Genomic DNA, 26,252 nt, shown 5'->3' with positions numbered 1-26,252 from the left:
TGCTTAAAACAAGCGTTGTTCTATTTTTATGGTATCGCCCGCTGCAATCTGGCTATTTAAATTACCTTTTTGTTGCTGCTGTTTAGTTTGCTCTTTAAAAATATAAATTTTATCTACCGAGGCACGTTCAGTTAATCCACCCGCTAGTGCAATAGCTTGGTTAACTGTCATAGCAGGCTGATAAGAATAAGCACCAGGATTTTTTACTTCACCGTGAATATAAAAAGGACGATACTCAATAACCTGAACATATACATTGGGGTTTATTAAATACTCAGGCTTTAAACCCTGCGTTATGACTTGCTCAATCTCAGACGTATTAAGTCCCGCAAGTTTTACTTTACCTAAAAATGGGTAATTAACTTCGCCACTATTACCTAAAAGTGCAGTAACCTCTAAATCAGGTTGGCCAAACACTTTTATTTCAACCTTATCGCCAGCACCTAAAATATAACTTTGTGCTGTTTGAGCAAAGCAAACGCTGCTTAAAACTAGCAGCGTTAAACTAAAAATAAACTTCATTAATTAGCCTTTAAAGCAAATGTAAAATTAACACCAACAATAACGCGGTCAAACTCTATTGCGCTTTGAGTAGAATCTTTATCAATAAAATCGACGTAAGTAGAAACCATACCAAAATTACTAGCAACGTAGTTTAAACCTAAACGAGCACTTTTAGATTTATCTTTACGGCCTACATCTCCAGTATATTGTTCGTTAGTGTAATTAATACCAGCAAGAGAACTTAAATAGTCACTCCAGTTGTGAGTCCAATTAACACCATATGTACTTTCTTTAATGTAATCACCTTGTACTAGCGGATCTTTAGCTGAGCGACTTGTTGTTAATTGGACTGTAGAATAACTAAGTGGCTGCCAGTTAACCCCAGCTTCCCAGCTTAAACCGCTAAAACTTTCACGCTCATTAGCGCTAAAGTCTTTATTTTGATAACCCAATTTAAATGAACCTGAAGTAAGAGCTGTTGCTTCCCACTCCATACCGAGCAGCACTTTTACGTCGTCTGAGTCACGTGATATACCGCTATTTGCTAAAAAATCGTAACGGTAATTTTCTTGCTTAACTTCTAAAAATGTACGTGTAGCAGCTTGAGTATTGTAATAACCGGTAATACCAACTAACGATTTATCATAATCACGAAACTGTGACACGGCTCTAAAATTTTGATATTTTTTACTATAAAAACCAGCGTTTAAAGCAATTTGCGCTTTTGAGCTTTGCGCACCATATTCATAACGTGCTGTAATATTTTGCTGCTGGTATTTTACAAGTTCATTTACTGCATCACCTAAGCCTTCGGTTAAACCGCTACCACGCGGCTCGTATAACCAATCTGCATCACCGTTAATATCTAAACGATGTTGACTAGTAAATTCTTTATGTACACCAGCACCAATATTAACTTGGGTAAAATTGTCAGCGCTATCTTTATTATGTAAAGAGCTGCTCGTACCTAAATCAAGTTTGTAACTGTCAGGACCATTTTCAATAACGGCTTTTACATTAGGAGTTATAGTCCAAATTAATCGCGACTCTTTATTATCAGGTGTGGTGAAAAAGTTATTATTACTACTAAAGCCTGTTTGTAAGGTAGGTGTAATTTCGGCGCCATCCTTAGTCATAACGCTACCTGGCTTTAAATTTGCAGCTACGGGAGCTGCAAACCCAACACTTAACATAGCAAAAATAGGGGCTAGTGTTTTAGTATGCATTTGCATTCTTAAATCCTTTAAAAATTGTCATAAAAATAATTTTTATATCAAACCACAACGACCAGTGTTTAATATAATGTAAATCAAATTCTACACGTTTTTCCATTTTATCAAGCGTGTCGGTTTCGCCGCGCCAGCCATTAATTTGCGCCCAACCTGTAATTCCTGGCTTAGCTTTATGGCGTAACATGTAAAACTCTACCTTTTTACGGTATTCCTCATTATGGGCTACAGCGTGCGGGCGAGGGCCTACAATCGACATATCGCCTTTTAAAACATTTATAAATTGCGGTAACTCATCAAGGCTTGTACGTCGTAAAAAACCACCTAAAGGTGTTATACGTGCATCATTTTTAGTAGCTTGTGTAACCACTGCACTGTTTTCGGTAACACTCATTGAGCGAAACTTCCATACCTTAATTTTACGCCCATCAAGCCCGTATCGATCCTGCTTAAAAATCACAGGTCCTTTTGAGGTAAATTTAACAGCAAATGTAATGGCAATTAAAATAGGCGATATCAGCATTAAAATAATAAAGGCTACTATTATATCCTCAGTACGTTTTATAAATTCACGGGCACCAATGAATGGTGATTCAAATACACTAAGTGTATCAACGTCACCTACATGCTCTATACGCGCGTGTATTAAATTAGATATTAAAAAGTCGGGAATTATATGCACATCAACCGTTGTATCACCTAGTTGACGCAAAATATCAGCTATGCGTTTATCTGCCTTCATTGGCAATGCAATATACAAAACACCTATTTCACCATTGCGAGCTGCATTAACCGCATCTTGAATACGTCCTGCAACATCATGTTTTGTTGAGTTTTCAAACAGGCGTTCTGGTTGGCGGTCATCGTAAAAACCTAAAAAATTAAAGCCGAGTTCGTCATTTTTAGTTATTTCATTATACAAATTAACCGCTGATTCTGTTGCTCCAACAATTGCGACATTACGTAAATTCAAACCTAATTTACGTCTATGACGCTTGTATAAATGCACTACAAAGCGCCATGCATATAAGTAAGTGATACTTAATAAAAACCACAGACCTAACCCAATACGCGAAAGCGACTCTGTAAACTTAAAAGCAAACGATATAAGAAACAAAACGACAAATGCAGAAAACAAAGCCCCCCAAGCACAAAGCACCATAGTTCTAAATTTACCAGCGCGCCACGAGCGATAAGCCGAAAATATTTCCGCACAATACAGAAAACTTAATGCTACGGTTAATACTGCTACCATATAAAAGGCAGACAAGTCAAAACCATAAAAAAGAGCTGAACATTGAAAGGCCAAGAATAATGCAAAAATATCGAACAAACGATAAAAATTCGCATCAGACGAGCCGTTAGGCTTAAACGTCCTTGAAGATGTCATACTATGTATCCCTATAGATATCTTAATGAGTGAATTAAGCTCCACAAAACTGTAGTTAAATATTACAGCATCGTATTAGAGTATACAATAATAGGTTAAGGGATATATGCAATAATATTAAGTAGAAAAGTATCATTAATCAAATGACAGAAACCAATTTAAACAAAATAAACATTTATTAACAAAGTAAACATTTTCACTCCCTACCACCTTCATTCTCGCCAAAGCTACAACCATTTTTGACCTAAATACGACACAGACTTAGGTAAATTAAATAGAGGTTTGATATAGGGCTTAAACGTAAAAATGAAGATTAAACATACAAATATTGGGGTTATTATGGAAAGTAAAAAATGAGTGACATAGCCAAAGCTTTCCAAACTATAATAGTTAAAAAATAAAGCTATAAAAAACTGGTGTAAAATAAAAAATTCAAGAGAATTCTTGCCAATATTAACGAACAAATGATTTATAAACCCTATTTTAGAAATAAATACCACAAAGCCTACAAAAAGCAAAGTCATCGGAAAATACTTAACTAGCAAAACTGAGTACCCTACCGAATCCATTACATTATCTTTAAAAACAAGCATAAAAAGTAAAGATAAGACCATAACAACCACAACTACTTTTTGGTTATCTAACATCTCTACTATAAGAGTCTTAAATAAAAATCCAGCCACAAAAAAAGGTATACCTTGATAAGCAAGATTATAAAAAAGCATATTACTTATTTCAAATTCAAAACTATATAAGCCTAAGAATAGGTGAATAGCAAAGGATGTTAATAGAGTAAAAACTAACTGTACAGGTAAGGAAAATCGACTAATAACGACAGCATAAGCACTTAATGCAAGTAAAGCATAAACAAACCAAAGATTACCAAAAGGCACTGGAAAGATGTACCCATTAGGAAAGGATGGATAATTACTCCAAGGATACAAATTAAAACCAATTATTTCAAAAGTTAATGAAATAACTGTCCATAATATTATCACCCACAACATGAGCGGCAATCTCTTAGTTAAGAACCACTTAGATTTGCTACCTGTTATAGATGCCATAACTAGGCCAGCTGCTAAAAAAAAAGCCGGTATCCTTGCAAAACTAAGTATATAATTAACTTTGTCTACTAAGGTAAAAACAATATGTGTTGAAGAACCGTACAATGTAGTGAATGACAGCAACGCATGATGAAAAGCAACCAATAAAACAGTAATCCCTTTTAAAGCATCAACCCAAATTATTCTTTTTTTTAATGCAACTTCCATTGTAATGATCCAAGAGTTTATAAACTTACTGCAAGTTTTAATGCACAGCTTAATTTTAAAGGAACTATCATAATTAAGCTTTACAGTAAGAGAGTTAACAATATTGAAGTTTATTACATCATTAATAATAAACTTAATATCTGAATGGTTTTTTAGCTATTTCCCCAAATTTAATCACTTCCAAAATAATAATCTTTTCTTAATTGGGAGAATAAGCAACAAAGCACTTGGTAGATTGCAAATTATGTTAAGCAGCGCAGATAATATTCTTCGTGCTTTAATCTGCTCAATAAGCACTAAATAATGAAAAGCACGTTTTAAATTTTTATTACGAATTTTTAGTGCAGATGTCTCTAAATCAGACAAATGATATTCCCTGATAAACTTTTTATCGAAGTTCAATAATTTATCAATATGTTCTATTTCTAATTTACTTGAAATTGACCCGTCTCGTACAGTATAAACATAGCCGGCCTCATTAAGGACCTCTGCATTTGCTCCCTGTGCTAAACAACTTGCCAAAAAATAATAATCTTCGCCAATTTTTACTTCTGGCCAGTATTTTATACTGTGTTTTTTTACAAACTCATTTTTAAACAGCGGCTTAACATAACCTGTCGATTTTACACCAGTAAATACTAAATTAGTTTCTATAAGAAACGATAAATTTAATCTACCTAGCGGTAATTCAGTATGCGAATAGAAAGGCTTAGATAAAATGCCATTGCTACTTAACTCACAAAAATTATCGATTAAAACATCAGCTTTAGCTGGAGCGGCGCCCAGCATGTTTTTCAATCTATTTTGAGACATAGAATCATCAGAATCCAACACAGCAATCCATGTGCCTTTCGCAGCATCAAAGCCAATATTTCGTGCTGCCCCCGGCCCGCCATTTGCCTCTGAGCGCAATAACTTAACACGTGAATCAATTATTGATTCAACCACATTACATGTATTATCAGTTGATGCGTCATCAACCACTATAACTTCTACAGAAACCCCTTCTTGCGACAAAGCGGAGTTAATAGCGGTTAATATAAAATCCTCTGCATTCCACGCTGCAATTACAACTGAAATATCAATAGCGTTTGACATTATAAATCCTAAATAAATTATGTATATTTACTAACTCGGCCTCTGCTGAATAAGCCGTAAAAAAAACCAACTCCGTGCGATAAATCACATAAAGAATTTAATGTAGAACTTTTAGGTGAAATAGCATGGTAGGGTAAAAGTAAAACACCTTTGGTTAAATACACCCAACCTTTAAAAATACACGATAAATAAGTCATAAAAGGTGTTTTTACTGATGACTCAATCATAAAACCTGTAGCACCAATTCTAAATGTTCTGCGCATAGCCCACTTAACAGATAAGCGACTTTGGGCTACATACTCACTAACGACAGCCTCTTTGCTCCATATAAGATTTCCACCTGATTTATTAACCCTTAAAAATAGCTCTTTATCTTCGCCACCATTTATAAGCTCTGGGTTAAAGCTCAAATCATTTGCTTCCATAAAACTTATATCAATTAAAATATTATTTGTAGCAGCCCATTTAACCCCATCCCCATCAGCTATCGTACGCTCATGATATACAGCAGCATTACGGTAAAACGTCCCTGTTGATTCTGGAAATATTGCTAATTGAGGCCCAGATGCAACATTATTAGTTTCAATGGTTTTAACTAAGTTTTCTATCCAACATTTTGACGCAAAAGCATCATCATCAATAAATGCTAAATATGTATAGCCTTCTTTTTTTGCAAAATTAAGCGCTGCATTGCGAGCATGAGGGATCCCCTGTAGAGGCTCTAATAAATGCTTAACGTGCTTTTTACCGTTAGAATAATTTTCAATTATTCCTAATACACTTTTATCAGCTACTTTGTTGTTCTCAACAACTAATATATCAATCTGATAGTCCGATATATTAGCGAGCTCCTGCAAGCTAGCTAAGCAATGATTGAATGTCTCATTACGGCTACCTGTGGTTAAAGTAGAAACAATAATTTTATTCATAATTTTTATAAACAACTTTTTATTTTTTTAAAATATCTCTATTTACAACAGCCATAAGGAAGCGAAACGGCACAGAAAACATTGAAGATGGAAACTTTTTGAATATAATCGTTGCTAAACGAAGATTAAAACCCTTTCCTGATATTAAATGCTTTATCATTAAATAAGAATAAAGATTAAGATGGTATTCAGCCATTCTCTTAATATGGTTATGTTCATTCTCTTGCAAGAAAAACGTAGACAATATCATTTTAAACAGAACAAACTCAAATCCTACTTGGGTCGAAGAATCAAGCTTACTCCAATCAAACGAGTCAAAATAAATATTCACACCTTCACCACAATAAGTATTTTCATTAAATGAAAACACAACCTTTTCGCAGTTATTTACTAATTGTAACCAAAGTAAAAAGTCTTCCCCTGCGCTAACTAAAGATGGATCAAAACGAGCGTTAGGTTGCGACTTAAAATCATAAACAATACAAGAAGTTTGGCTTAAATAGTCTTTGATAAATAGCTTAAAACAATTAGCACCGGTTAACTCAGCTAATTGTTTATCTACACTTAACTTAATATCATAAACGTCAGCCGTTTCATCCCAATTTTCAAAACATTCAAGTGAATTAAACCAGGACCCTGTTTTATTAAAGCGGCTATGATTACAAAAATAAAACCCCGCTCCATCTGACAGTGCAGATAAGGCTTCTGAAATATGTTGCTCCTTCCAAACATCATCTGAATCTAAAAAAGCGACGATACTGATTCCGCATTCTTGCAAGTAATCTAATGCGGTATTTCTAGCAACTGCTGGCCCTGCATTTTTTTGCTTGATTAATTCTATACGACAATGTTCAGGCAACTCCAAGGTAGTAAGCTCGTTGTCTGCAGCTACAGGAGAACCATCATCAACAATTACAATGGTAAATGCTGTATTTTCAACCTGTTGTGCCACAATTGATAACAGTGCTTTCGCGAGTATACCTGACGCTCTTTGATAAAAAGGTATCACCACACCAACATTATTTATTAGCATTAAACTCTCCCTATTAAACGTTGCCTAATACGGTAAGGCAGCTTTAATTTTGATAATACTCTTGATAGAAATAATATATGCAGAGAAATTGAAGAATTATTTTCTCTCACAAAATCAATTATTTCTTGTGCCATAGGTGCTTTATCTGAGTACAGCTCATAGAAAATATTAAATTTCTTTTTATCATAAAGCGAAAAGTCAAACACATCTTTATAGAGCTCTCTTTTGCCTAAAATATCAAGCGTAGCCATTGTGCGTCTGCATTTATAACAATTTGAGCAATTATTCTCACTTTCTTCATCCACACAAACATCAAGATATTGATATGATTCGGGAAAGGCTGTGATCAACTGAGTTTTAGTAAACCGAGTTAATAATGTTCCATGAGGTAAAACAGCTATGTTCTCGGTAGACAACAAAGGTAATAACATTGGGTCCAGGTGGGCTATTGTGGGCCTGTTATAAAATTGAAAATCACTAAGATGATAAGCAGAAGCATAATAAAATTGATTTATACCTTGCTGTATTAGCAAAGCAACTGAAACATTCCTAAGTGTATGATTATAAATAAAGTTCAACATTCCGTTATCATAAAACAGGTCTAGATTTGAATTAATTTTGAGCAAAGGCGTTTTTAATTGTACGGCGCATTTAGAGACAAAATTGTAACGTTGTTCGAACAACCGTTCACCCGCCTCTCCATGTGAACCAACATTATTAAATAAAAAGTATTCAATATTCTCTGCTTTTATATCGGCTACTGTGGCGAATGAGTCGACCCCTCCAGAGAAGCCAGTGGCTATTGTATTGTTTTTTATTTCTTTGCTAGCCCCAATCAAACGTTCAGCCGTTATTGGGATAATAGTTAACTCAGAATAAACTGAACGCAATAGTGCTTGAATGGTTGGCAAACAAGTAAATAATCGACGAGATAAATGGCCATTTAAAATAATAGGCTCGTTTGCAGCCATGCAAGGCATTAATAAGGCAATTAATGCACAATCCACTGACTCGGATAACAATTGTTGCTGTTGCAGTGATACATAATACGTTAACGATGATTCAGTAAAAGGTGAATCACTAAGCTTAAAAGAGATTTGGCATTGCTCTGCATCAACCTGTTGTATTTCTGGTGCATGAATAATCATAAGCTTTTAACCTCACAATACTGCGATAATTTTTCTATCGCCATCTCAGACCTCTCAATAAAGGTATTATCATTACTCATTTGCCCGTGTTTTTTAGCGAGTAATACTAACTTCTCTGCAGCTCTGTCGATAAAATACGAATCGGTAAAATTTAATAATTTACCGACTTGCTCACTGCGTTTTCCTAAACCTCGGTTGCCAGTTTTATGTGACCATAAATCTTTAATAGAGGAACTTGGCGTTGCATTAAATTTAAGATCAATTGACATTGATTCTGACCAGTCAAACCATTTATTTCTATGGAGAGGGAAAATAGGCTCTAATGCTAACCATGGCACTCGAAGCGTATCGGCCAAAATAGCGCCATGCATAGCCTCTGTTATTAATAATTCAGTTTGTTGTATGGCTTGTAACGAAGTCAACACATCTGGATCTGTTGGATCTATATAATTAATACCCGCTTGCTTGCATACTTTTTGCCAGTTACCCCGACCTATACTTTCCCAGTGTGGCATAAAGCTCACTTTATATTTTTTTGCTTGTGCTGGTAAGTTCATAAAGCGCGTTAAAATAGCGGCATCAGTAATGGCTAATTTAGGGTCTAAATTTAATGCCTTGGCTGTTCTGGGGCCGCGTACAAAAGCAACATCCCAACTTCCGTCATTTAGATTGGGTTTACCGGAATAACCTCCGTACCCTGACCCCATTACAATTTTCTTAGGTTTTTTAGGTAAAAAGTCCCATAAAATAGAGCCAACTCCTAAAAAAAGCTCGTCTTCATTATCATCAAGAAAGCCCGGAGCGAGTAATGCATCCCACATAATGTTATTTAAGTCGTCACCAAAGTTGGGAGTATCACCTTTGTAAAAAGTAAGTTTCATGTTATTGAGGTTCCTGAATATTAAGTTTTTTAGCAAGCATGATTAAATGGTGATTATTGGGCAATAATATTAAACCAATGTTGACTAATTTTTTTCTATCAAATAAAAGTAACTGAGCTAAATAGGTTATAAAAAAGATAGTGGCTGAAATAATAATATCTAATAATATAAACTTGAGCGGTGGAATAAACTGAGTTATGAGCGAGGTTGTAATTGCCGCGACGATACAACAAATTAAGGGCACTATAAAATTGGCTATATACTCTTTTATATTAAGTGATAACAGCTGGCATGATTTCCACATTGATACTGAGCAGTACAAACTCTTCCCAAATATAAGGGTGATTAGCAAAGTATTTAATCCCCAAAAAGCACTGATGGCAGTAAGCGGCACGATAATTAGCGAAAGTTTAACTTGTAGCTGAAACCACCACTTAGCATGGTTACTTAATATAATAATATTTTTTTGTGGTATGCCTAAAATAATAAAAGGGAACATGATACAAAAAGCTTGAAACACCACCGCTGCATTTAGCCATTTTTCGGTAAAAAATAATAAAAATATTTTTTCGCTATTGATAAAACAAAAAGTAAATAACGGAAACAAACACAGCACTGAAAAATAAACAGAGTTCATAAAAGCCTTTCGAAACTCTATCAATTCTTCTTGTTTTTTAGCTAAAAGAGGAAAGCTAATCTCGTTAACCGTCACTATAAATATATCACTAATAATATTGGAAAGCCGTTTAGCAACATTATAAAAACCAAGTTCTCGCTTACCCAAAACACCACCAATTATCACTGATTCATAATGGTTTAATACAGAACTAACCCCAGTAGTAAGCGTTGAATAAGTAGCGAAACTGTTGAGCTTAACTATACTCGCCAGTGAAAACTTAAAGGTAACCAGTTTTCTGGTGGGTAAATATACAGCTAAAAAGTTAGCAATAGATAAAATAGCTTGTGCCCAAATTAAAGCCCAAACGCCAAAATCTAATAACAGCAGTGCGATAATAATAATCGCAGATATAACTGCTGAAAATATTGTGCGTAGCGCAATTAGGGAATATAACTGCTGCTTTAGTAACACTATGTTTAATGTATAAAAAAGCCCATCAAAAATGAGTTTCAAACAGAATATGGTAATGGCTAAGTTAAAGGTTTGGCTTTGAAAATCAAAAAATGACAGCAAAGAAAAAGCGACAATAATGGCAGACAAAAGCAGCGATACAGCCAAATTTAACCAAAAAATACTGCTGATTGTAAGTGTATCTTCAATTTGGTATTTAATAATGGCATCACGCCAGCCCGATGGCATAAAGCTACTGGCAATAAAAATAATTGCTAATGCCATGGCCACTAAACCAAAGTCTTCAGGTGCAAGTATGCGCGCTGTATAAGCAAAAACTGCAAAGTTTATAATTGGAGGGAAAAACTTGCTAAAAAACAACCAAAATATCCCTTTGGCAGAGGCTTCCATCAATTAACTTCTCTTTTTAAAAAACGCTTAACAAATTCGTTTTTTAACTGCTTTAAAATATAGCTTAAGGCAGTTAATGAATTAAAGAATGCTTTTAAACTTGAGGCAAACTTTAATTTTTTTAATGATGTGTAAAATTCTATCCATTGAATTTTGGCGTTAATGCTTTTTGCGTGCAGTTTAAAAAGTTGTCTTTCTTGAGGCGAAATAGGTAGAGATGAAATCATTTTATAATCACAATCTCGCAATTGTATTAAATCGTGCATGCTATGGTTGCCTGATAGCGAGTTTGCTCGTACAGTAGCTACGTAGCCAGAAGCCTCTATCAGTTTTAATTTAGCGCCTAATGCAAGGCACCTACAATATAACTCGTAATCTTCACCCAAGCGCATATTCTCTTGGTAGATTAAATTGTTTTTGACAAGAAAATTACGCTTTATAATAGGTTTTATAAAGCCTAACTCTTGGCGCTCTTTTCCTTTTTTACTTATGTTTGAGTCTATAAATTCTGATAACGAAATATCAAATGGAAAATTGTAACTATTACCCATCATGTTTGTTTTTGTTGAGGTAGGCTCCCCTTCGATGACTCTATATTGATCATCAGCTATTAGTTGATAACCTTTACTATTGTTCAACAATTTTTTATAGCGTCCCACTTCAATATAATCATCAGAATCAAGAACTGTTATCCACTCACAAGAACAATGCTTTAATGCAATATTTCTTGCTTTAGAAGGGCCACTATTAATTGCGGTTGAATATACAGACACTTTACTGTGGGTATTCTCAAGTTGTTTAGCTATTTCCATTGTTTCGTCTGTTGAACAGTCATCAACCACAATAACCTGAGCAACGCATTCTTCATCAACAACTGAATCAATTGCTCGAGCTATAGTCCCTGCTGCGTTGTATGCTGCAATAATTACAGCAACAGTATGATCTTTCGACATCTTTATCCTTGATAATATTCTTTCAGTAATTTTTATTTATAAACTCTAACGTAATCAATAAAAAACTGTTGTGGAAAAATTGTGTTGTCAATACCTTTTTTTCCTCCCCAGCCCCCACCAATAGCTAAATTAATAATCAGGTACATTGGTTGATTAAAGGGCCAAGAAGAAGCTGAATTATCTTCTTTTTGATAGCTAAAGTGCAGTGTATTGTCGACATAGAAATCGATACGTTTGTTAGTCCGTTCGACACTATATATATGAAACTTATTTGAGAGGTCATCTACTACCAAAGAGGCATTAAGCGCATTGCCTTTGTTGTGATTACGTGCATTAGTATGAATTGCTGAATGGACTTGATTTGGGTCAAAGCCAACATATTCCATAATGTCAATTTCACCAGACATAGGCCAACCTACTTTTTTAATATTACTGCCTAACAGCCAGATAGCTGGCCATACGCCTCGGCCTTGAGGCAATTTTGCCCTAACTTCAATACGTCCATTACCAAACCCTGGTATGTGCTCTGTGGTTAAACTTGCTGATGTGTAACTATCTTTAGGTTGATCATCAAATAAGTATTGCCAAACACTTTGTGGCTTTTTAGCAGCTTGATAGTGTGACTCAATTATTAAATAGCCATTTTTTACACGGCTATTAGCACTATTTTTTTCTTGATAGTGCTGCGCCTCACCATTTCGTATATAGCCCTTTTCGTAATGCCATTTTGCAGGATCGGGTAATCCATCAATATCAAACTCATCACTCCAAATTAACTCTTTCGCTCCTACATTTACGCTAAATAAAGCAAATATGGATATTATTAAAATATGATACATGTATTAATACAACTCTATATTTTTAACGCCAGTTAATTTAGTCATAACACCAAAGTGGAAACACCCTCTTAAAAACCAGCTATACCTTCTACTGGCTTGTAAACAAAATAATAAAGACATTAAAGAGCAAAACATGACCTTTGCTAATGACTTACACATTAGCTTTACTAAAAACAACCGCCCCGAAGTAGGTGTAAATTTAGTAGGTGCATATGTCTGTCCCATTCTAAACCTACGCTTTGCTAACCAATTTAAACTCGCTCTTCCATTTGTAACTGGTTCAAACACAAGTGCATTTTCTGCATACTTTAACTTAGCTCCCTTTTTAAAAACTCGTGAGAAGTAATCTGTATCTTCACCACCACTTTTACCAAGTGCTAAATCAAATGTTTCATTTTTAAGGTGATCAGATTCTAAATTTAGTAATGTGTTACATGTATAACCCGTCTCGATTACGCCATTTACAAATACGGGTTTAGTAGAATGAAGATCGCATTGCACTATCCATTTAGGCGCATCATTTGGGTAGATTGACTCTACAGGCCCTAACACTACTTCTGCATTCTCATTAACAGCTGTCAAATATAATTCATAAAGCCATTTATTAGATACTGTTTCATCATCATCAATAAAAGCGAGCCATTTTGTTTTACAATTAGCTAAACACGCATTTCTTGCTATTGATATATTACGTGAGGGTGCATGAACATATGTCAGCATTAAACCTAAATCGCTTGCTGTTTTTTCTATATTTGGTCGAGCAGTTGGCTCAACATCGTTATCTGCAACAACTACTCTTATCAGCATATCCTCTGGTAGTATTTGTTCAGCAATAGAAATTAGCGTTTGCTTTATCTCTAGCCTTTTGTATGTACAAATAGCAATAGTAATTTCAACCATTATGATTTACCCATCGCTGAATTAAGAGCACTTTTTAGCAATTTATTACAAAACCCCATAGACCAACCATAATGCATAGTTGCAGCAATAAGTCCTGATAGTAGATTAGTTAATGAACGGCTCTTTAAAGCGAGTAATGTTCCATAACCTAAGCATATACTTAGCCAACCGATAAAAGGAAAAGTAAACACCCAGCTAATTGAAGCTAGTAAACACATTAACAAGCATGGAAATACTGATAATGGTATTAATTGTCGTATTTTGGGAATTTGCTTGTGTTTAAGTGCATTACTCGCCCGCCCTACACCATAGCGGTAGTATTGAACGAAAAGAGCCTTAAGAGTGCTGCGAGGGTAATATTTCATTTTTGTTTTGCCAGTTAACCAAATTTTGTACCCTGCAGCAGTTAGCCTAAAATCAAGCTCTGCATCTTCGTTAGCTACAAATGATTCATCATAGCCACCCACTTTTTCAAAAGCCTCTATACTCATTAATGCATGATGCCCATGTATAACCCATTCGCCATCACTGTTATTTCGATGGGCGGATCCACCATTCCCTAGTTTAGAGTTTTGAGCACATGCAGCTGCTTTTTGAAATCCATTTTCACCAAATGTATCCATGCTTATGACTATTGAGTCAGCCTTTAAATTTAATACTTCTTGATAAAGCGTTTTTAAAAAGTCATCCGGATATTCACCATGTGCATCTACTCTTATAAAATATTTAAATTCGTAGCCATATTCTTTTACAGCTAGGTTAATGCCTGCACTTTGAATTTTTTTATGATTATTAATTAGTTTTATATTTGGATAGTTCTTACTGTATTGCTTAACAATCTCTATTGTTTTATCAGTACTACCACCGTCAGCTACAACTATAAGTTTTGGTGATTCACTAATAAGCTGCAGTAGCAATTTTTCTATATGCGCTTCTTCGTTTAAGCAAGGTATAATCACTAATACATTTAAGTCACTCACTTAAAGCTCCCATTGGTATCTTGCTCCCATTTAGCTAGGGCATTTTCTAAGCCATTCTCAAATGTTAACCCCTCATCTTCAAGCCATTGCGGGTAAACATCTGTTGAATGTATTAATTTTAAAATTCGCTCTGGGTGAATACCAATGTCTAAAAAATTAATTATTTTTAAAAATGAAGCACCCGCCAACATTACGCTTTTTGGGAAAAGCATAGTTTTGACTTTTGGAAAATGCTCTTTCTGAAAGGTATTTACAATATTTTCCAACGTATATCGAGTAGTATATGCCCCATTAAATAAAATAAAGTTAGTATCTTTATTTCTGGCATGCTCTATTGAGTAAAGTAAGTCATCTACATAGATACATGACTTAATTGTGTCTTTTCTTCCTGGGTAAATGAAGAAACCTTTATCAAGCAAACTAGCTAAACGAGTAAAATTACCGCCTTCGCCGGGTCCAAAAACAACTGCAGGCCTCACTACTATTAATTTTGATTTTTTATTTCGCTCATGCCACGTATGATGAATTTGTTCTGCCATCATTTTAGAGAAACCATACGATGAAACCGGCGCAGGTGTAGATGCTTCAGTTTTTCTGCTCTCACTTGGGCCATATACAGAAATAGAACTTGTGAAAATAATTTCATTTATGCCATTATTTTCAGCAAACTTAGTTACCTCATTCGCACCCAAAATGTTAGTTTCATAATATTCATGGTGTTCATGGCCTGGGGTTGTATGTATAGCTGCAAAATTATAGATAGTACTTATATTTTTATTGTTTAGTGATAGTGTGCTAAGGTCTCTTACATCCGCTAAAATATACTCAACATCTTCTCTTTTTACTTTCGGGTTTTTAATATCTACAGAAGTAATTGTTTTATAGCCTTTTGCTAACAAATTATCTATTAGGTGAGAACCTATGAAACCTGATCCACCAAATATAATCGCACCTTTTAATGCTTCATTATTCATAACGTTCTTCTTCCTTTAAATACACCCATGATACACACATAAAAAAGTGGACAATCGTAAACTGCTCAAACCAAACGGCTTCTAAAAATGTTTGTAAAAATAGGTAACTCATAATTACTACTGCAAAAAAGTGTGAGCTACCTACAGTAATATGCTTAAAATTAAAAATTTTTCTTATTATCATAATTATAAAAACTAAATATAAAAAAAGCCCAGATAACCCTAGTTCTACACTTATATCTACATACATATTATGAAAGTTAAACCCTGCACCCGAAGGTACATGATGAATAGCCCATATATCTTCAGCAACATTATTACCGATGTAAAACAAGCTTTGAAATCCTACACCTAACAAAGGCTTTTCTGCTATTAAATGGACCCCTCTTTCCCATAAAAGTGTTCTACCAGTTAGGGTTGGGTCTTTACCAATGTTATACATAAACTCATTAAAGCTTCCACTTATCAATGAAAAAACTATAACGCACATTACAAGAAAAAAAGTAAGAACCATGAGCCAGTTCAATTTACTTCTTGTAAAGCTATCTAGTAGTAAATTTTGGTAATAAACAATAAAAAAACTTATTAATAAACTGCCAATCACAAAGACAATTGATCCTAATGACTTTGCTTTAATTAGAACTAAAGTTGAAATTAGCAAAAGAAGTAAGCCTAACACTCTACTCGTAAAGTCAATTTTTTTATTCATCGATAAAGTAATTGCTAATGCTATACAAATAGCTGTATTTATTGCTAAGTAGTTCTTACTACTGAAGATGCCAATTAAACTAATTTCACCAGTCATCCCATTTAATGCAGTCCTTGATGAAAGCAAACTCATCAGCATTGCAATTAACATTACGACAGCTGAAGATCTTAAAAACAAATTTAACGTAAGCCTGCTAGCAATAACTACAGCAAATACGGTTGTTAGTAAAAACTGTATATTGGCTCGCAAAGCAAATGTTGGTATATCAGACCAAACTACTGAGGCTAAACATAGTGCTGGTATTAAAAAAAGCTCCCAGTTTTTTCTACAAACTTTTAAGGTGAAAGTGACTCCAGAAGCTGCATATATAAAGCCTGCGATTAAAAATACTAAAGCAGCTACCCCGCCAAACATTGAATTAAATAACAATGCGCCTACGGCTAAAAATGCCCAAACTGAAGCGTATAAGTGATCTTTTTTAATTAACATAAAAACTTAAAATAAATAGCCTGCTTAGTTGCATATAAGTCAAGGTGTTTTTAAAAGAGCTCTTTTACTTTCTTGCTAAACTCTTCACCCATATGACTTGATTGCATTGCATATTCTACATTGGCAAGCATATAACCTAATTTAGAACCACAATCATGCGACTTCCCTTTTAGGTGGTAGGCTTCAAGCGTTTCTAGGTGGCGCAATTGTAATAAGGCATCAGTAAGTTGTATTTCACCGCCTGCCCCAGGTGGTGTGTATTCAAGTAAATCCCAAATTGCTGTAGATACAACATAGCGCCCAGTAATAGCTAAATTGCTTGGTGCTTCATCGTTATTTGGTTTTTCGACCATATTTTTAATTGCAGCATTTTCGCCTGCATTTATTTTTTTACCGGCTATATCAACTACACCATATTGGTGAACTTGCTCTTGAGGTACGGGCTCTACCATTACTTGGTTGTAGCCTGTTTTGTCGAATCGGTCGATCATTTGGCTTAAATTGTCGGTTTTTGAATTTGATTTGTATTTATCAATAATTACGTCGGGTAGCATTACTGCAAATGGGTTATTACCAACAATTGGGCGCGCTGCTAAAACAGCATGGCCTAAGCCTAGTGGTGCTGATTGGCGAACCGAAATTACGGTTACATCTTTTGGTACTATTGAGCGAACCTCTTCTAGTAAACTACGCTTTACGCGCGCCTCTAGTGTAGCTTCTAGCTCAAAGCTTGTATCAAAGTGATTTTCTATTGAATTTTTTGAAGCGTGTGTAACAAGCACAATTTCTTTAATGCCAGCTGCTACAGCTTCGTTGACTACGTATTGAATTAAAGGTTTATCTACCAGAGGAAGCATTTCTTTAGGGATGGCTTTTGTGGCTGGTAGCATACGCGTACCAAGGCCAGCTACAGGTAATACTGCTTTTAAAACTTTCACTTTAATTCCTTTCATTATTTTTGTTAAACAACAAAAAAAGGAATTGCTAAGCTAAAATCCCTTTTTGAGCGCTTCACATGCCGTGTGAGCTTGCTATTATACACAACACAATAATGCACTCAATAATTAAAGAGTACTTTTTGATTGTTTTTTTGTTAACTTCATGTTGCACAACATTGGGTTGCATCGCACTATTTCAGTGCTCTCATACTTTTTAGTGATCTACCTTTTCAAAGCTACCAATACTATACTAGGCTTGTTTAGTTATTAGGGATCACAGACTTGAAGGAACATTTGTGCGTTTAGGGTTTTACATTTTATTATTAGTGTCTTTTTTTGTATGCGCACAAGATATGCTTTTGTATTTACGCAATAGCGATATAATTGCGCGCGCTCAAAAACAGTATGGTGATGAAGGGCATAAACGTATTAAAAATTGGCTAAGTTTTATAGATGAGTCAGCTGATAAAAGTGAATGGCAAAAAATCCATTTAGTGAATGACTTTTTTAATAAACACATTAAATACAAAACCGATGATGAGCTTTGGCACCAAAAAGATTATTGGGCCACCCCACTTGAGAGTTTAGGCGTTGGTATGGGTGATTGTGAAGACTACGTAATTGCCAAATACTTTACGTTAATAGCACTGGGCGTACCCGAAGATAAAGTACGTTTAATGTATGTACGTCAAAAAACAGTTAATCAACCTCACATGGTACTTATTTATATTGAAACTCCTAATCAAATCCCCTTTGTTTTAGGCAATTTTAACACTAAACTACTGCCCGCTAATAAGCGCCCTGACTTAACACCTATCTATAGTTTTAATGGCCAAGGTTTATGGTTAGCCAAATCAAAAGGGTTAGGTAATAAAGTAAAAAATAGCCGTGGTGTTTCTGCCTGGAACACCATGTTAGAGCGAATTGAACAAGGTGAGCTTGCGCCCGCCAAAAGTGATAAAGGAACACCGAGTTATGTCTCGACTTTTTAAAAATGGATTGAGTTTAAAAACCCAAGTATATGGCCTTATTATATTGATTTCGGTACTTTCGTTTTTTGTACGCGTAATTACTGACGTTGATACCACTCGCCAATACTTACAAACGCAAATGGGTAGCCACGCGCAAGATACTGCAACAAGCTTAGGGCTTTCTATATCGCCCTACCTTGAAGAAGATAGCTTAATGATTGCCCAAACCATGGCAACCGCTATTTTCGACTCCGGTTATTACAAACAAATAAAATTTACTAACCCCGATAATAAAATAGTTTTTGACCTAACAAGCCCTAAACGCGTTGAGTCTGTACCTAATTGGTTTATTACAGCAGTAAAGCTTAAAGCTCCTACTATGCAATCAGAATTAAACAATGGCTGGATTATGGCTGGAGTGCTTGAAGTAACAAGCCATGTTGGGCAATCGTATTTAACGCTATGGGAACATACTAAACGCAGCTTTTATGGCTCTTTATTTTTATTAGTAGCGTCGCTTGCTGTAGCATATTTAATATTACGTGCTGTATTTAAACCTTTAAAAGCAGTAGAAAACCAAGCACACTTGGTAACGCGTAAACGCTTTACATTAAACGACGAAATACCAGTTGCACGCGAGCTACGTACTGTAACTAAAGCCATTAACAATATGGTAATGAATCTACAAAGCACCTTTGACTCTTTAACAAAGCAAACACAAGCACTTACCGATGAAGTATATGTAGACTCACTCACTGGGCTGGGTAACCGCCGTTCGTTTGAGAACCACTTTAACTCAGTGGTTGACGCCATTACTAGCGATACTCCAATCACTGCAATGATGGTCACTCTCCCCTCACTTGCTAATATTAACCAAACTGTAAGTTACCAAGATGGTGACGAGCACGTACATGATGTAAGCGTTACTTTGCAAAATGTGTTTGGTGCTTTAACTAATTCTAAAATATTTAGACTTAACGGTAGTACTTTTATTGCTTTAGTCCCATTCGATATACAATTTTTAAATAGAACACGCCTCGATATAAATGATGCTTTTAGTAAAAAGAAAAACAGCTTACACGTAAATGGTTTTGCTAACTTAGCATTAGTAAATGTTGATAAAGGCTCATCTATCGGGGGTGTACTTTCAGCCCTTGATACCGGCTGCACCATTGGCGATTCGGCTGTAAATAAAGTAGATAAAGATACTTTATTTAGTGTTAAAGAGTGGCGTTCGCTTATTCAGTCAATTATTGCTACTGGTGAAGTTAGTTTTTCGGTGCAACCAGTTAAACGCACTAACTCACAAAACAAGCAGTGCTACTTTGAGGTGTTTGCTCATTTTACGCATGAAGGCGAAAAGGTTAATAATGGCCATTTATTTGCTATGGCCGAAAAGCTTAACTTAACCGAAGAGTTAGACAAAAAAATAATTCGTAACTTTGTAAACGTTAAAGAGCAACACCCAGACGATACATTTGCGTTAAATATTAGTAAGGCTTCGTTGTATTCAACTGACTTTATTGAATGGCTTACTCTTTATGCTCACACTAAACCAATTATTAAAACAAACTTGGTTTTTGAATTGCATGAAATTAGCTTACTTTATAACGTACATGTTGCCTCTTTACATATAGATACAATAAAAGATATTGGCATAAGTGTGTGTGTTGAACACTTTGGCACCAGTTTAACCTCGTTTAGATACTTGCAAGGGTTAGATATAGAATATATAAAAATAGATGGTAGCTATATTCAAGATTTATTAGATAACACCCAAAGCCAATTTTTTATTCAAACAGTTAATAATATTTGTCATGGCTTTGGTATTAAAGTTTTAGCTTGTTTAATTGAAAAACCTGAAACTTTAAAGGTACTTGAAGATTTAGGTTGCGATGGCGTACAGGGCAATTTAATAATGCCGCCAACCAAAATAATAAAAACTAATGATAATGGCGAAAATAAAGAGTTTACTTTTTGCACCGATGCGCTAAAATTTTGTAATTAATACTCTACCAAGGGACAAGAGATGAAATCATTTATATTAGCCAGCTTAATAGCTGGTGCATCTGCACTTACAGTTTTACCAAGTTATGCACAAACGGATACTGATGCAGTAGTACAAACTGAAGGCATGACTGATTTAGTCAACGTTTTAAATAGCGTAACCGCTGAAACAGCTCCAGATCAGCTTAAAGCAGACTTAGTAGCGGCTATTAAAGGCGTATGTACAAATTGTACTGCTGCCCAAGTTGACTCTATGATGACTGTAGTTGTAGGCGCTATTGGTGCTGATAGCCCACTTATTGCTGATTTTTTAGCTGCACTTGTAGCCGCTGGCGTTGACAGCGATACCGTTACACTTGCTGCTATTACCGCTGGCGTTGATGCCACTGTTGCCTCTGAAGCAACAGCAGCTGGCCCCGGTGGCGCACCAGCTCCTGCTGCTCCGGTAATTGTTACTTTACCAACAACTGCAGTACCTCAAGGTGCCGGCGGCACTGGTGGCGATGCAGGTATATCTGAAGTCGGTAACTAACCGTTAATAAAATAATAAAAACGCAGCCTTTTGGCTGCGTTTTACTTTATATGGCTTATTTTTTTAGCCCTTCTTTTTAGGCTCTTAGTTTAGAGAATCCTGTGAATCGTTTTATATTTTTTTTACTCTGCGCAATTTTATTTTTGCTGCCCTTACCATTAGGTAGTTACCGCCCTTGGGCAATTTTAGCAATGGGGATATTAATTAGTGCTACCTTTTTCATCCATTTAGTTTACAGCAGTATTAATAACGAGCACCCTTTATACCCTCCTTTATATTCTTGGCCCTTATTTACTGTACTCAGTATAGTTGCGGGCGTATACGCTGTACAAATATTTACCGTAAGCGTTGACCCGTTTCAGACTAAACAAATGCTTATTAAAACAAGTTTTATGATTTTATTTTGCTGGCTACTATTTATTTATTGTAATACTGAAAAGCGTATTAAAAATTTAATATATGCAATTATAAGTGCAGGCGTTTTTCAGGCTTTATATGCCACTTATTTAAATTTATCGCCAGATATAATTAGCCCATTATTTGGCTATAAACATACCGAGCGTGCTATTGGTACGTTTACTTACTCTAACTTTTTGGCTAACTTTTTAGCTTTATGTTTGTGTTTAGGTATTGGTGTTTTAGTTAGCGAGCTAAAACGCTCAACTAGCGACTATAAACAAACATTAAAACAAACACTTCGGGCGTGGACTGAAATACTTTTAAGCTCAAAAATAATTTTACGTATTTCGTTAATTATTATTATTGTGGCGCTTATTTTAACCCGTAGCCGTATGGGTAACTCAGCGTTTTTTATTGCATTAATGGTTGTTAGCTTACTCGCGTTTTTTATTTACAGGCAAAAACCTAAAGCGTTCAAACTACTTATAATAAGTTTCTTTATAATCGATTTGATTATCATTGGTGCTATATTTGATGTAGAAAAAGTTAAACAGCGTATTAGCGAAACCAGTATTTCATCAGAAACCCGTGACGAAGTTGTACGTGATTCAATACCCCTTATTTTAGATAAACCATTATTGGGATCTGGTGGTGGTACATTTTATACAGCATTCCCTGCGTACCAGTCTGAGCCTTATTCTGGTTACTATGATAACGCCCATAACGATTACGTACAGTTTGCAGTAGAGCTGGGTATACCTACTACAGCCGCACTGGGCTCACTTATACTTTATTGTTTATGGTTATGTATAGCGACTATGCGAAAACGTAAAACAGCGTTGTTTCAAGGCGTTTCTTTTGGTTGTGCCATTGCAGTTATAGATATGCTGCTGCATTCATTAGTGGATTACTCTTTACAAGCGGGTGCAAACTCAATGTTGTTCATGACTATTTTATGCTTGGCAATATTAAGTAATAAATTACCCGCGTCTAAACGAAGTCGAAAAGAGCATAGCTAAATACAAAGCCAAGCAATTGCCTAATATAGAATGATTAGAAGCTGCGCTTCTCACGCGAGCAAGCTCAGCGTCTACCGCCAAGGTTCAATTCACGGTTAACTTGTTGACGTGGTAAGCAAAGCCTGTAACAAGTGATTTATGCACTAAGAGGTTAAGAGACGCTGCGCTTTTAGAGAAGGAAATAAAACCAAACGCATTTTTTATTAATATTATGTCTTCTCATTTACTCCTCTTTAGCTTCTCTTTGTGCAAATAGATCTTTAATTGATTTATTGGTGAATAGATTAAATAATTTCAAGCATTGCTTTCGTAACAAGTGTACCCGTTATAAGTGATTTATTCACTAAGAGGTTATGAGGCGCTGCGCTTTTAGAGAAGAAAATAAACACCGAAACTGTATTCTGATTGGCATTGTGTCTTCTCATTTACTCCTCTTTCGCTTCTCTTTGTGCAAATAGGCCTTTAATTTATTTAATTATTGATTAAGAATTACTGTTCTTCTAAATCAAACTCAGTTAAATGACCATCACCATGTATAAGTTGATAGCGGGCTAAATTTCCTTGCTCTAGTGTTATTAAACTAATAGCTGAGTCGCTCACTAAGTATTTTTGCCCTTCGCCTATGGTTTGGTGCTTATCTACTTCCATATGCCAACGTTTGGTAAAAAAGTTTAAGGGACTTTTTGGGCCGTATAAAATTGAGTCGAGCTTATCGAGTATGTTTATTAACTTACGCGGAAACTCGTTTTTAATACCACTGGCAGTAAGTTGCCAAATTCGATTGGGATGATCGCCAAAACGCTTTTGCACCGAAAAGCAAAATGAGTAATGCACGTCTCCCGATAAAATCAGGGTTTCGTTTGGGGTGTCGGTGCGTCTAAAAGTATCGAGTAGCTTTTTTGCCGAGCCTTCGTGCGCCATCCAGTTTTCTACGTCTACCATGAGAGGTTGGCCACATATATTAAACATGGCTTGAATGGCTTCTATTGATTTAACACCAAATACAGGAGCTGGCGATACAATAATAACTTGGTCGTGGCTTAATAGGCTTTCCTCAAGCTCTGTGAGGCGCTCCCAATCAAGTAGACCTGAAGGCTCATTAAAGTTTTGCTCATTTCGCCAGCGGTGCGTACGTGTATCTAGCACCACTACTTTGGGTATTGTAGTAAGTTCGTAATGCCAAAAGCTAAAATCATTTAGTGGTTTATCAAATGCTTTAAACTGCCATAAATTATTAGCTGTACGGCTTTGCTTAAAAGGTGTCAGTAGCTCGCCTGTTTTATTTAGTGCATCGTTCCCCATTCCTTGGAATAGCCAATAACTAATTAAACCGTTATTAATGATTCGTTTACTACTTGGATTTTCATTTATAGCTTGCTCCCACCCTGCGGTGAGGTTCCAATCGTCGGTTACATCGTGATCGTCAAACATCATTAATGTCGATACATTGGCAAACAACCGCTCTACTTCACTCAAGCCTTTTGCATAATCAATTAATGCTGTTTTTTCAGCGTTAAAAATAGTTTTGTTTTGCTCGCTTTGACCTAAATACGTTGTGTTTTGTATATCAACGCATTGCCAAGCAGCAGCACTAAAATTTAGTAAATAAAGTGCTATGTATTCTTCAAAGTGGATAAGGTGGTTATACGCTTTTACACTTGAAAAGTGAGGTTCGTCTTTTTTTAGCCAATAACCTACACCTAACTTTGAGCGTTTTTGCCACGGCGTTTTTGGTAAAAACAAATGGCGATTATAAAGTTGCTCATTTATATCGTCGGGTAGCTCAATTGCAAGTGGTTGCTCTTTGTAAATGCCTAAGGCTTTAATTAACTGATGAACAGCTAATAACATGGGGCCTGCTACGTCATCGGCATAAACCTGATCACCACTGAGTAATAGCAATTGCGCGCCTTGATTATTATTACCACGCTGAGTATTTTGCCAGTGACTTGCAGACACTAAGCTGTCTTTTGCTGGATGATGTGCATTACGGCACGAGCCATGCAAAATATCACTGAGTTTATTGGGAATTACAAATGCAGGCGTGGTTTGATTGCTATAGCACCGCGGCGATAAATCGATTGCTGTATCGTCAATTATGAGTCCATAGCTTAATAAGCTATCTACAGGAAGTTTATTATTTACTGGCTTTATAATTACGAAATGCAGGTACAAATGTTCCCCTAAAGAAACAGTGTGTTGATCGCTATAACATTCATGATTTATAAGTGTTATTTGGCAGTTTGCAGGCTTGGAGGTAGCAAACTGAATGCAGACTCCAGTTTGCTCTGCACGGCGCACCATTGGCCCCATTAGTAAAATAGGAAGGTTTGCCGTGTGAGTAATCATGTATTTAGCCTTTAGCTGCTAATTTAAATAAAGAATAAAAGTTCTCGGTAGTCGCTTTAGCAAGTTCATTAAAGCTAATGCCTTTAAGTTCGCTAATGTAATAAGCAACATCTTCTACGTACGCTGGCTGATTTGTTTGCCCACGATGCGGTACCGGCGCTAAATAAGGCGAGTCGGTTTCTATTAATAATCTATCTAGCGGTATTTGTTTTACTACTTCTTTTAATTCAATAGCATTTTTAAAGGTAACAATACCCGATATAGAAATATAAAAGCCCATGTCTATGGCTTTTTTTGCCATATCCCAGTCTTCAGTAAAGCAATGCAGTACGCCACCGCAGTTTTGGGCTTTGTGCTCACGCATTAAGTTAATCGTGTCGGCGCGGGCATCACGAGTATGAATAATTAACGGCTTTTGTAATTCGTTAGCCACTTCAATATGCCCAACAAAGCTGGCTTGCTGCACTGCGTGAGTATCTTTTGAATAGTAGTAATCAAGACCCGTTTCGCCAATGGCAACAACTTTTTCGTGTGAGGCTAAGTCGATTAGTTGCTGTTTATTAAGGGCGTCTTTTTGATCAAGTGGATGTACACCACATGAGGCTGATACATCGTCGTAATGCTTAATTTTATCAAGCATGCTTGGAAACTGATCAAGCGTTACGCTTACACATAAAAAATGTTCTATTTGCTTTGCACGCGCTTTATCAAGAACTTGGTCAAGGTTTAAGTCTAATTTATCAAAATCAAGACGATCTAAATGGCAATGAGAATCTACAATCACTATAAGGCCTGTTTTATGTCACGGTTTAAATTTGTTCTTTTAATTTATAATGTTAGCAATTAAAAGAACCCAATACAGGCCGCGTTAATCTCAATGAAAAACCGACCCTATAACTACATGGTATATGTTTGATCGCCTGAGTTTAACATAGTCCCAAGTAGCTTTTCGATTTTAGCGTTTAGGTTTGTTTTGTCATCTAAAAAGCTAATACCAATACCTGGAGGGTTAGAGCTTTGTGCCCCTTGTGGCGTGATCCACGACACTTTACCTGTTACTACATCATCTTCTAAGGCATCGGGCAAGGTAACTCTAAGTGCTAATGAATGCCCTGCTTCGTAACGCATATTAGTACGTACAAATAAGCCACCTTTTTTTAAGTAAGGCATATAACAACGGTATAACTCGTCTAAATCGTCTATGTCTACTAGTAATTCTTGCATGATTAA

General features: G+C 35.8%; 25 protein-coding genes. 4 read left to right on the top strand and 21 right to left on the bottom strand.

Annotation, left to right across the window (positions count from 1 at the left end; genetic code table 11):
* Positions 1 to 3: 3 nt before the first annotated feature.
* The 17 genes from BW142_RS03290 to galU form a co-directional block, all read right to left on the bottom strand.
* The gene (locus tag BW142_RS03290) at positions 4 to 522 is read right to left on the bottom strand and encodes a polysaccharide biosynthesis/export family protein (RefSeq protein WP_076923868.1); all 519 of its coding nucleotides are present in this window, start codon (positions 520 to 522) and stop codon (positions 4 to 6) included.
* The gene (locus tag BW142_RS03285; protein ID WP_076923867.1) at positions 522 to 1,736 is read right to left on the bottom strand and encodes an outer membrane beta-barrel protein; all 1,215 of its coding nucleotides are present in this window, start codon (positions 1,734 to 1,736) and stop codon (positions 522 to 524) included. Before BW142_RS03285 ends, BW142_RS03290 begins: the two co-directional genes overlap by 1 nt.
* Entirely contained in the window at positions 1,720 to 3,123 is a 1,404-nt protein-coding gene (locus BW142_RS03280; protein WP_076923866.1) for an undecaprenyl-phosphate glucose phosphotransferase, read from the bottom strand. The genes BW142_RS03285 and BW142_RS03280 overlap by 17 nt, the downstream gene beginning before the upstream one ends.
* Before the next feature lie 227 nt (positions 3,124 to 3,350).
* Entirely contained in the window at positions 3,351 to 4,394 is a 1,044-nt protein-coding gene (locus tag BW142_RS03275; RefSeq protein ID WP_076923865.1) for an acyltransferase, read from the bottom strand.
* A gap of 174 nt (positions 4,395 to 4,568) precedes the next feature.
* Positions 4,569 to 5,492: a glycosyltransferase family 2 protein gene (locus tag BW142_RS03270; RefSeq protein WP_076923864.1), complete on the bottom strand. Its 924-nt coding sequence runs from the start codon at positions 5,490 to 5,492 to the stop codon at positions 4,569 to 4,571.
* Between the two features lie 17 nt (positions 5,493 to 5,509).
* A complete protein-coding gene (locus BW142_RS03265; protein WP_076923863.1) occupies positions 5,510 to 6,421 on the bottom strand; it encodes a glycosyltransferase family 2 protein in 912 nt (303 codons plus the stop codon).
* Positions 6,422 to 6,440: 19 nt separating this feature from the next.
* The gene (locus tag BW142_RS03260) at positions 6,441 to 7,454 is read right to left on the bottom strand and encodes a glycosyltransferase family 2 protein (protein WP_076923862.1); all 1,014 of its coding nucleotides are present in this window, start codon (positions 7,452 to 7,454) and stop codon (positions 6,441 to 6,443) included.
* Entirely contained in the window at positions 7,454 to 8,602 is a 1,149-nt protein-coding gene (locus tag BW142_RS03255; protein ID WP_076923861.1) for a hypothetical protein, read from the bottom strand. The genes BW142_RS03260 and BW142_RS03255 overlap by 1 nt, the downstream gene beginning before the upstream one ends.
* Positions 8,599 to 9,483 carry a polysaccharide pyruvyl transferase family protein gene (locus tag BW142_RS03250; protein ID WP_076923860.1) on the bottom strand — a complete coding sequence of 295 codons (885 nt, stop codon included), beginning with the start codon at positions 9,481 to 9,483 and terminating at the stop codon, positions 8,599 to 8,601. Before BW142_RS03250 ends, BW142_RS03255 begins: the two co-directional genes overlap by 4 nt.
* 1 nt (position 9,484) lies before the next feature.
* The gene (locus tag BW142_RS03245) at positions 9,485 to 10,963 is read right to left on the bottom strand and encodes an oligosaccharide flippase family protein (RefSeq protein WP_076923859.1); all 1,479 of its coding nucleotides are present in this window, start codon (positions 10,961 to 10,963) and stop codon (positions 9,485 to 9,487) included.
* Positions 10,963 to 11,916 carry a glycosyltransferase family 2 protein gene (locus tag BW142_RS03240; protein ID WP_076923858.1) on the bottom strand — a complete coding sequence of 318 codons (954 nt, stop codon included), beginning with the start codon at positions 11,914 to 11,916 and terminating at the stop codon, positions 10,963 to 10,965. Before BW142_RS03240 ends, BW142_RS03245 begins: the two co-directional genes overlap by 1 nt.
* Positions 11,917 to 11,948: 32 nt before the next feature.
* Positions 11,949 to 12,755, bottom strand: coding sequence for a glycoside hydrolase family 16 protein (locus BW142_RS03235; RefSeq protein ID WP_076923857.1), 807 nt, complete (start codon positions 12,753 to 12,755; stop codon positions 11,949 to 11,951).
* A gap of 3 nt (positions 12,756 to 12,758) precedes the next feature.
* Positions 12,759 to 13,655, bottom strand: coding sequence for a glycosyltransferase family 2 protein (locus BW142_RS03230; protein WP_076923856.1), 897 nt, complete (start codon positions 13,653 to 13,655; stop codon positions 12,759 to 12,761).
* Complete coding sequence (locus tag BW142_RS03225; RefSeq protein WP_076923855.1) at positions 13,655 to 14,635, bottom strand: glycosyltransferase family 2 protein; 981 nt, start codon at positions 14,633 to 14,635, stop codon at positions 13,655 to 13,657. The genes BW142_RS03230 and BW142_RS03225 overlap by 1 nt, the downstream gene beginning before the upstream one ends.
* A complete protein-coding gene (locus BW142_RS03220) occupies positions 14,632 to 15,609 on the bottom strand; it encodes an NAD(P)-dependent oxidoreductase (RefSeq protein ID WP_076923854.1) in 978 nt (325 codons plus the stop codon). Before BW142_RS03220 ends, BW142_RS03225 begins: the two co-directional genes overlap by 4 nt.
* Entirely contained in the window at positions 15,602 to 16,807 is a 1,206-nt protein-coding gene (locus BW142_RS03215) for an O-antigen ligase family protein (RefSeq protein ID WP_083707544.1), read from the bottom strand. The genes BW142_RS03220 and BW142_RS03215 overlap by 8 nt, the downstream gene beginning before the upstream one ends.
* Before the next feature lie 50 nt (positions 16,808 to 16,857).
* Entirely contained in the window at positions 16,858 to 17,745 is an 888-nt protein-coding gene (gene galU / locus BW142_RS03205) for a UTP--glucose-1-phosphate uridylyltransferase GalU (protein WP_076923851.1), read from the bottom strand.
* Between the two features lie 296 nt (positions 17,746 to 18,041).
* Here galU and BW142_RS03200 point away from each other — a divergent pair, with 296 nt between their 5' ends.
* The 4 genes from BW142_RS03200 (at position 18,042) to BW142_RS03185 (ending at position 22,673) form a co-directional block, all read left to right on the top strand.
* The gene (locus BW142_RS03200) at positions 18,042 to 18,737 is read left to right on the top strand and encodes a transglutaminase-like cysteine peptidase (RefSeq protein ID WP_076923850.1); all 696 of its coding nucleotides are present in this window, start codon (positions 18,042 to 18,044) and stop codon (positions 18,735 to 18,737) included.
* Positions 18,721 to 20,724, top strand: a complete 2,004-nt coding sequence (locus BW142_RS03195) for an EAL domain-containing protein (RefSeq protein ID WP_076923849.1) — start codon at positions 18,721 to 18,723, stop codon at positions 20,722 to 20,724. Before BW142_RS03200 ends, BW142_RS03195 begins: the two co-directional genes overlap by 17 nt.
* Before the next feature lie 21 nt (positions 20,725 to 20,745).
* Positions 20,746 to 21,255, top strand: a complete 510-nt coding sequence (locus BW142_RS03190) for a hypothetical protein (RefSeq protein ID WP_076923848.1) — start codon at positions 20,746 to 20,748, stop codon at positions 21,253 to 21,255.
* A 101-nt stretch (positions 21,256 to 21,356) separates the two neighbouring features.
* Entirely contained in the window at positions 21,357 to 22,673 is a 1,317-nt protein-coding gene (locus BW142_RS03185; RefSeq protein ID WP_076923847.1) for an O-antigen ligase family protein, read from the top strand.
* 284 nt (positions 22,674 to 22,957) lie between these two features.
* Here the strand turns inward: BW142_RS03185 and BW142_RS20695 are convergent, their stop codons facing one another.
* The 4 genes from BW142_RS20695 to BW142_RS03170 form a co-directional block, all read right to left on the bottom strand.
* Entirely contained in the window at positions 22,958 to 23,098 is a 141-nt protein-coding gene (locus BW142_RS20695; RefSeq protein WP_171972308.1) for a hypothetical protein, read from the bottom strand.
* 64 nt (positions 23,099 to 23,162) lie between these two features.
* On the bottom strand, positions 23,163 to 25,022 hold the full coding sequence (locus tag BW142_RS03180) for an alkaline phosphatase D family protein (RefSeq protein WP_076923846.1): 1,860 nt from the start codon (positions 25,020 to 25,022) through the stop codon (positions 23,163 to 23,165).
* 4 nt (positions 25,023 to 25,026) lie between these two features.
* The gene (locus tag BW142_RS03175) at positions 25,027 to 25,806 is read right to left on the bottom strand and encodes a YchF/TatD family DNA exonuclease (RefSeq protein ID WP_076923845.1); all 780 of its coding nucleotides are present in this window, start codon (positions 25,804 to 25,806) and stop codon (positions 25,027 to 25,029) included.
* Positions 25,807 to 25,919: 113 nt separating this feature from the next.
* Complete coding sequence (locus BW142_RS03170) at positions 25,920 to 26,246, bottom strand: PilZ domain-containing protein (protein WP_002962367.1); 327 nt, start codon at positions 26,244 to 26,246, stop codon at positions 25,920 to 25,922.
* Positions 26,247 to 26,252: the final 6 nt, after the last annotated feature.

Source organism: Pseudoalteromonas sp. EB27 (assembly GCF_001974875.1).
In the GTDB taxonomy this organism is placed as follows: Bacteria; Pseudomonadota; Gammaproteobacteria; order Enterobacterales; family Alteromonadaceae; genus Pseudoalteromonas.
Note: the sequence above shows the minus strand (reverse complement) of the source record. Positions and strands in the feature narration are given on the sequence as shown.

Bases quoted from the DNA above. Each gene is read 5' to 3' on its own strand.
- BW142_RS03290 (WP_076923868.1), bottom strand. From the start codon at position 522: ATGAAGTTTATTTTTAGTTTAACGCTGCTAGTTTTAAGCAGCGTTTGC.
- BW142_RS03285 (WP_076923867.1), bottom strand. From the start codon at position 1,736: ATGCAAATGCATACTAAAACACTAGCCCCTATTTTTGCTATGTTAAGT.
- BW142_RS03280 (WP_076923866.1), bottom strand. From the start codon at position 3,123: ATGACATCTTCAAGGACGTTTAAGCCTAACGGCTCGTCTGATGCGAAT.
- BW142_RS03275 (WP_076923865.1), bottom strand. From the start codon at position 4,394: ATGGAAGTTGCATTAAAAAAAAGAATAATTTGGGTTGATGCTTTAAAA.
- BW142_RS03270 (WP_076923864.1), bottom strand. From the start codon at position 5,492: ATGTCAAACGCTATTGATATTTCAGTTGTAATTGCAGCGTGGAATGCA.
- BW142_RS03265 (WP_076923863.1), bottom strand. From the start codon at position 6,421: ATGAATAAAATTATTGTTTCTACTTTAACCACAGGTAGCCGTAATGAG.
- BW142_RS03260 (WP_076923862.1), bottom strand. From the start codon at position 7,454: ATGCTAATAAATAATGTTGGTGTGGTGATACCTTTTTATCAAAGAGCG.
- BW142_RS03255 (WP_076923861.1), bottom strand. From the start codon at position 8,602: ATGATTATTCATGCACCAGAAATACAACAGGTTGATGCAGAGCAATGC.
- BW142_RS03250 (WP_076923860.1), bottom strand. From the start codon at position 9,483: ATGAAACTTACTTTTTACAAAGGTGATACTCCCAACTTTGGTGACGAC.
- BW142_RS03245 (WP_076923859.1), bottom strand. From the start codon at position 10,963: ATGGAAGCCTCTGCCAAAGGGATATTTTGGTTGTTTTTTAGCAAGTTT.
- BW142_RS03240 (WP_076923858.1), bottom strand. From the start codon at position 11,916: ATGTCGAAAGATCATACTGTTGCTGTAATTATTGCAGCATACAACGCA.
- BW142_RS03235 (WP_076923857.1), bottom strand. From the start codon at position 12,755: ATGTATCATATTTTAATAATATCCATATTTGCTTTATTTAGCGTAAAT.
- BW142_RS03230 (WP_076923856.1), bottom strand. From the start codon at position 13,655: ATGGTTGAAATTACTATTGCTATTTGTACATACAAAAGGCTAGAGATA.
- BW142_RS03220 (WP_076923854.1), bottom strand. From the start codon at position 15,609: ATGAATAATGAAGCATTAAAAGGTGCGATTATATTTGGTGGATCAGGT.
- BW142_RS03215 (WP_083707544.1), bottom strand. From the start codon at position 16,807: ATGTTAATTAAAAAAGATCACTTATACGCTTCAGTTTGGGCATTTTTA.
- BW142_RS03195 (WP_076923849.1), top strand. From the start codon at position 18,721: ATGTCTCGACTTTTTAAAAATGGATTGAGTTTAAAAACCCAAGTATAT.
- BW142_RS03190 (WP_076923848.1), top strand. From the start codon at position 20,746: ATGAAATCATTTATATTAGCCAGCTTAATAGCTGGTGCATCTGCACTT.
- BW142_RS20695 (WP_171972308.1), bottom strand. From the start codon at position 23,098: ATGAGAAGACACAATGCCAATCAGAATACAGTTTCGGTGTTTATTTTC.
- BW142_RS03180 (WP_076923846.1), bottom strand. From the start codon at position 25,022: ATGATTACTCACACGGCAAACCTTCCTATTTTACTAATGGGGCCAATG.
- BW142_RS03170 (WP_002962367.1), bottom strand. From the start codon at position 26,246: ATGCAAGAATTACTAGTAGACATAGACGATTTAGACGAGTTATACCGT.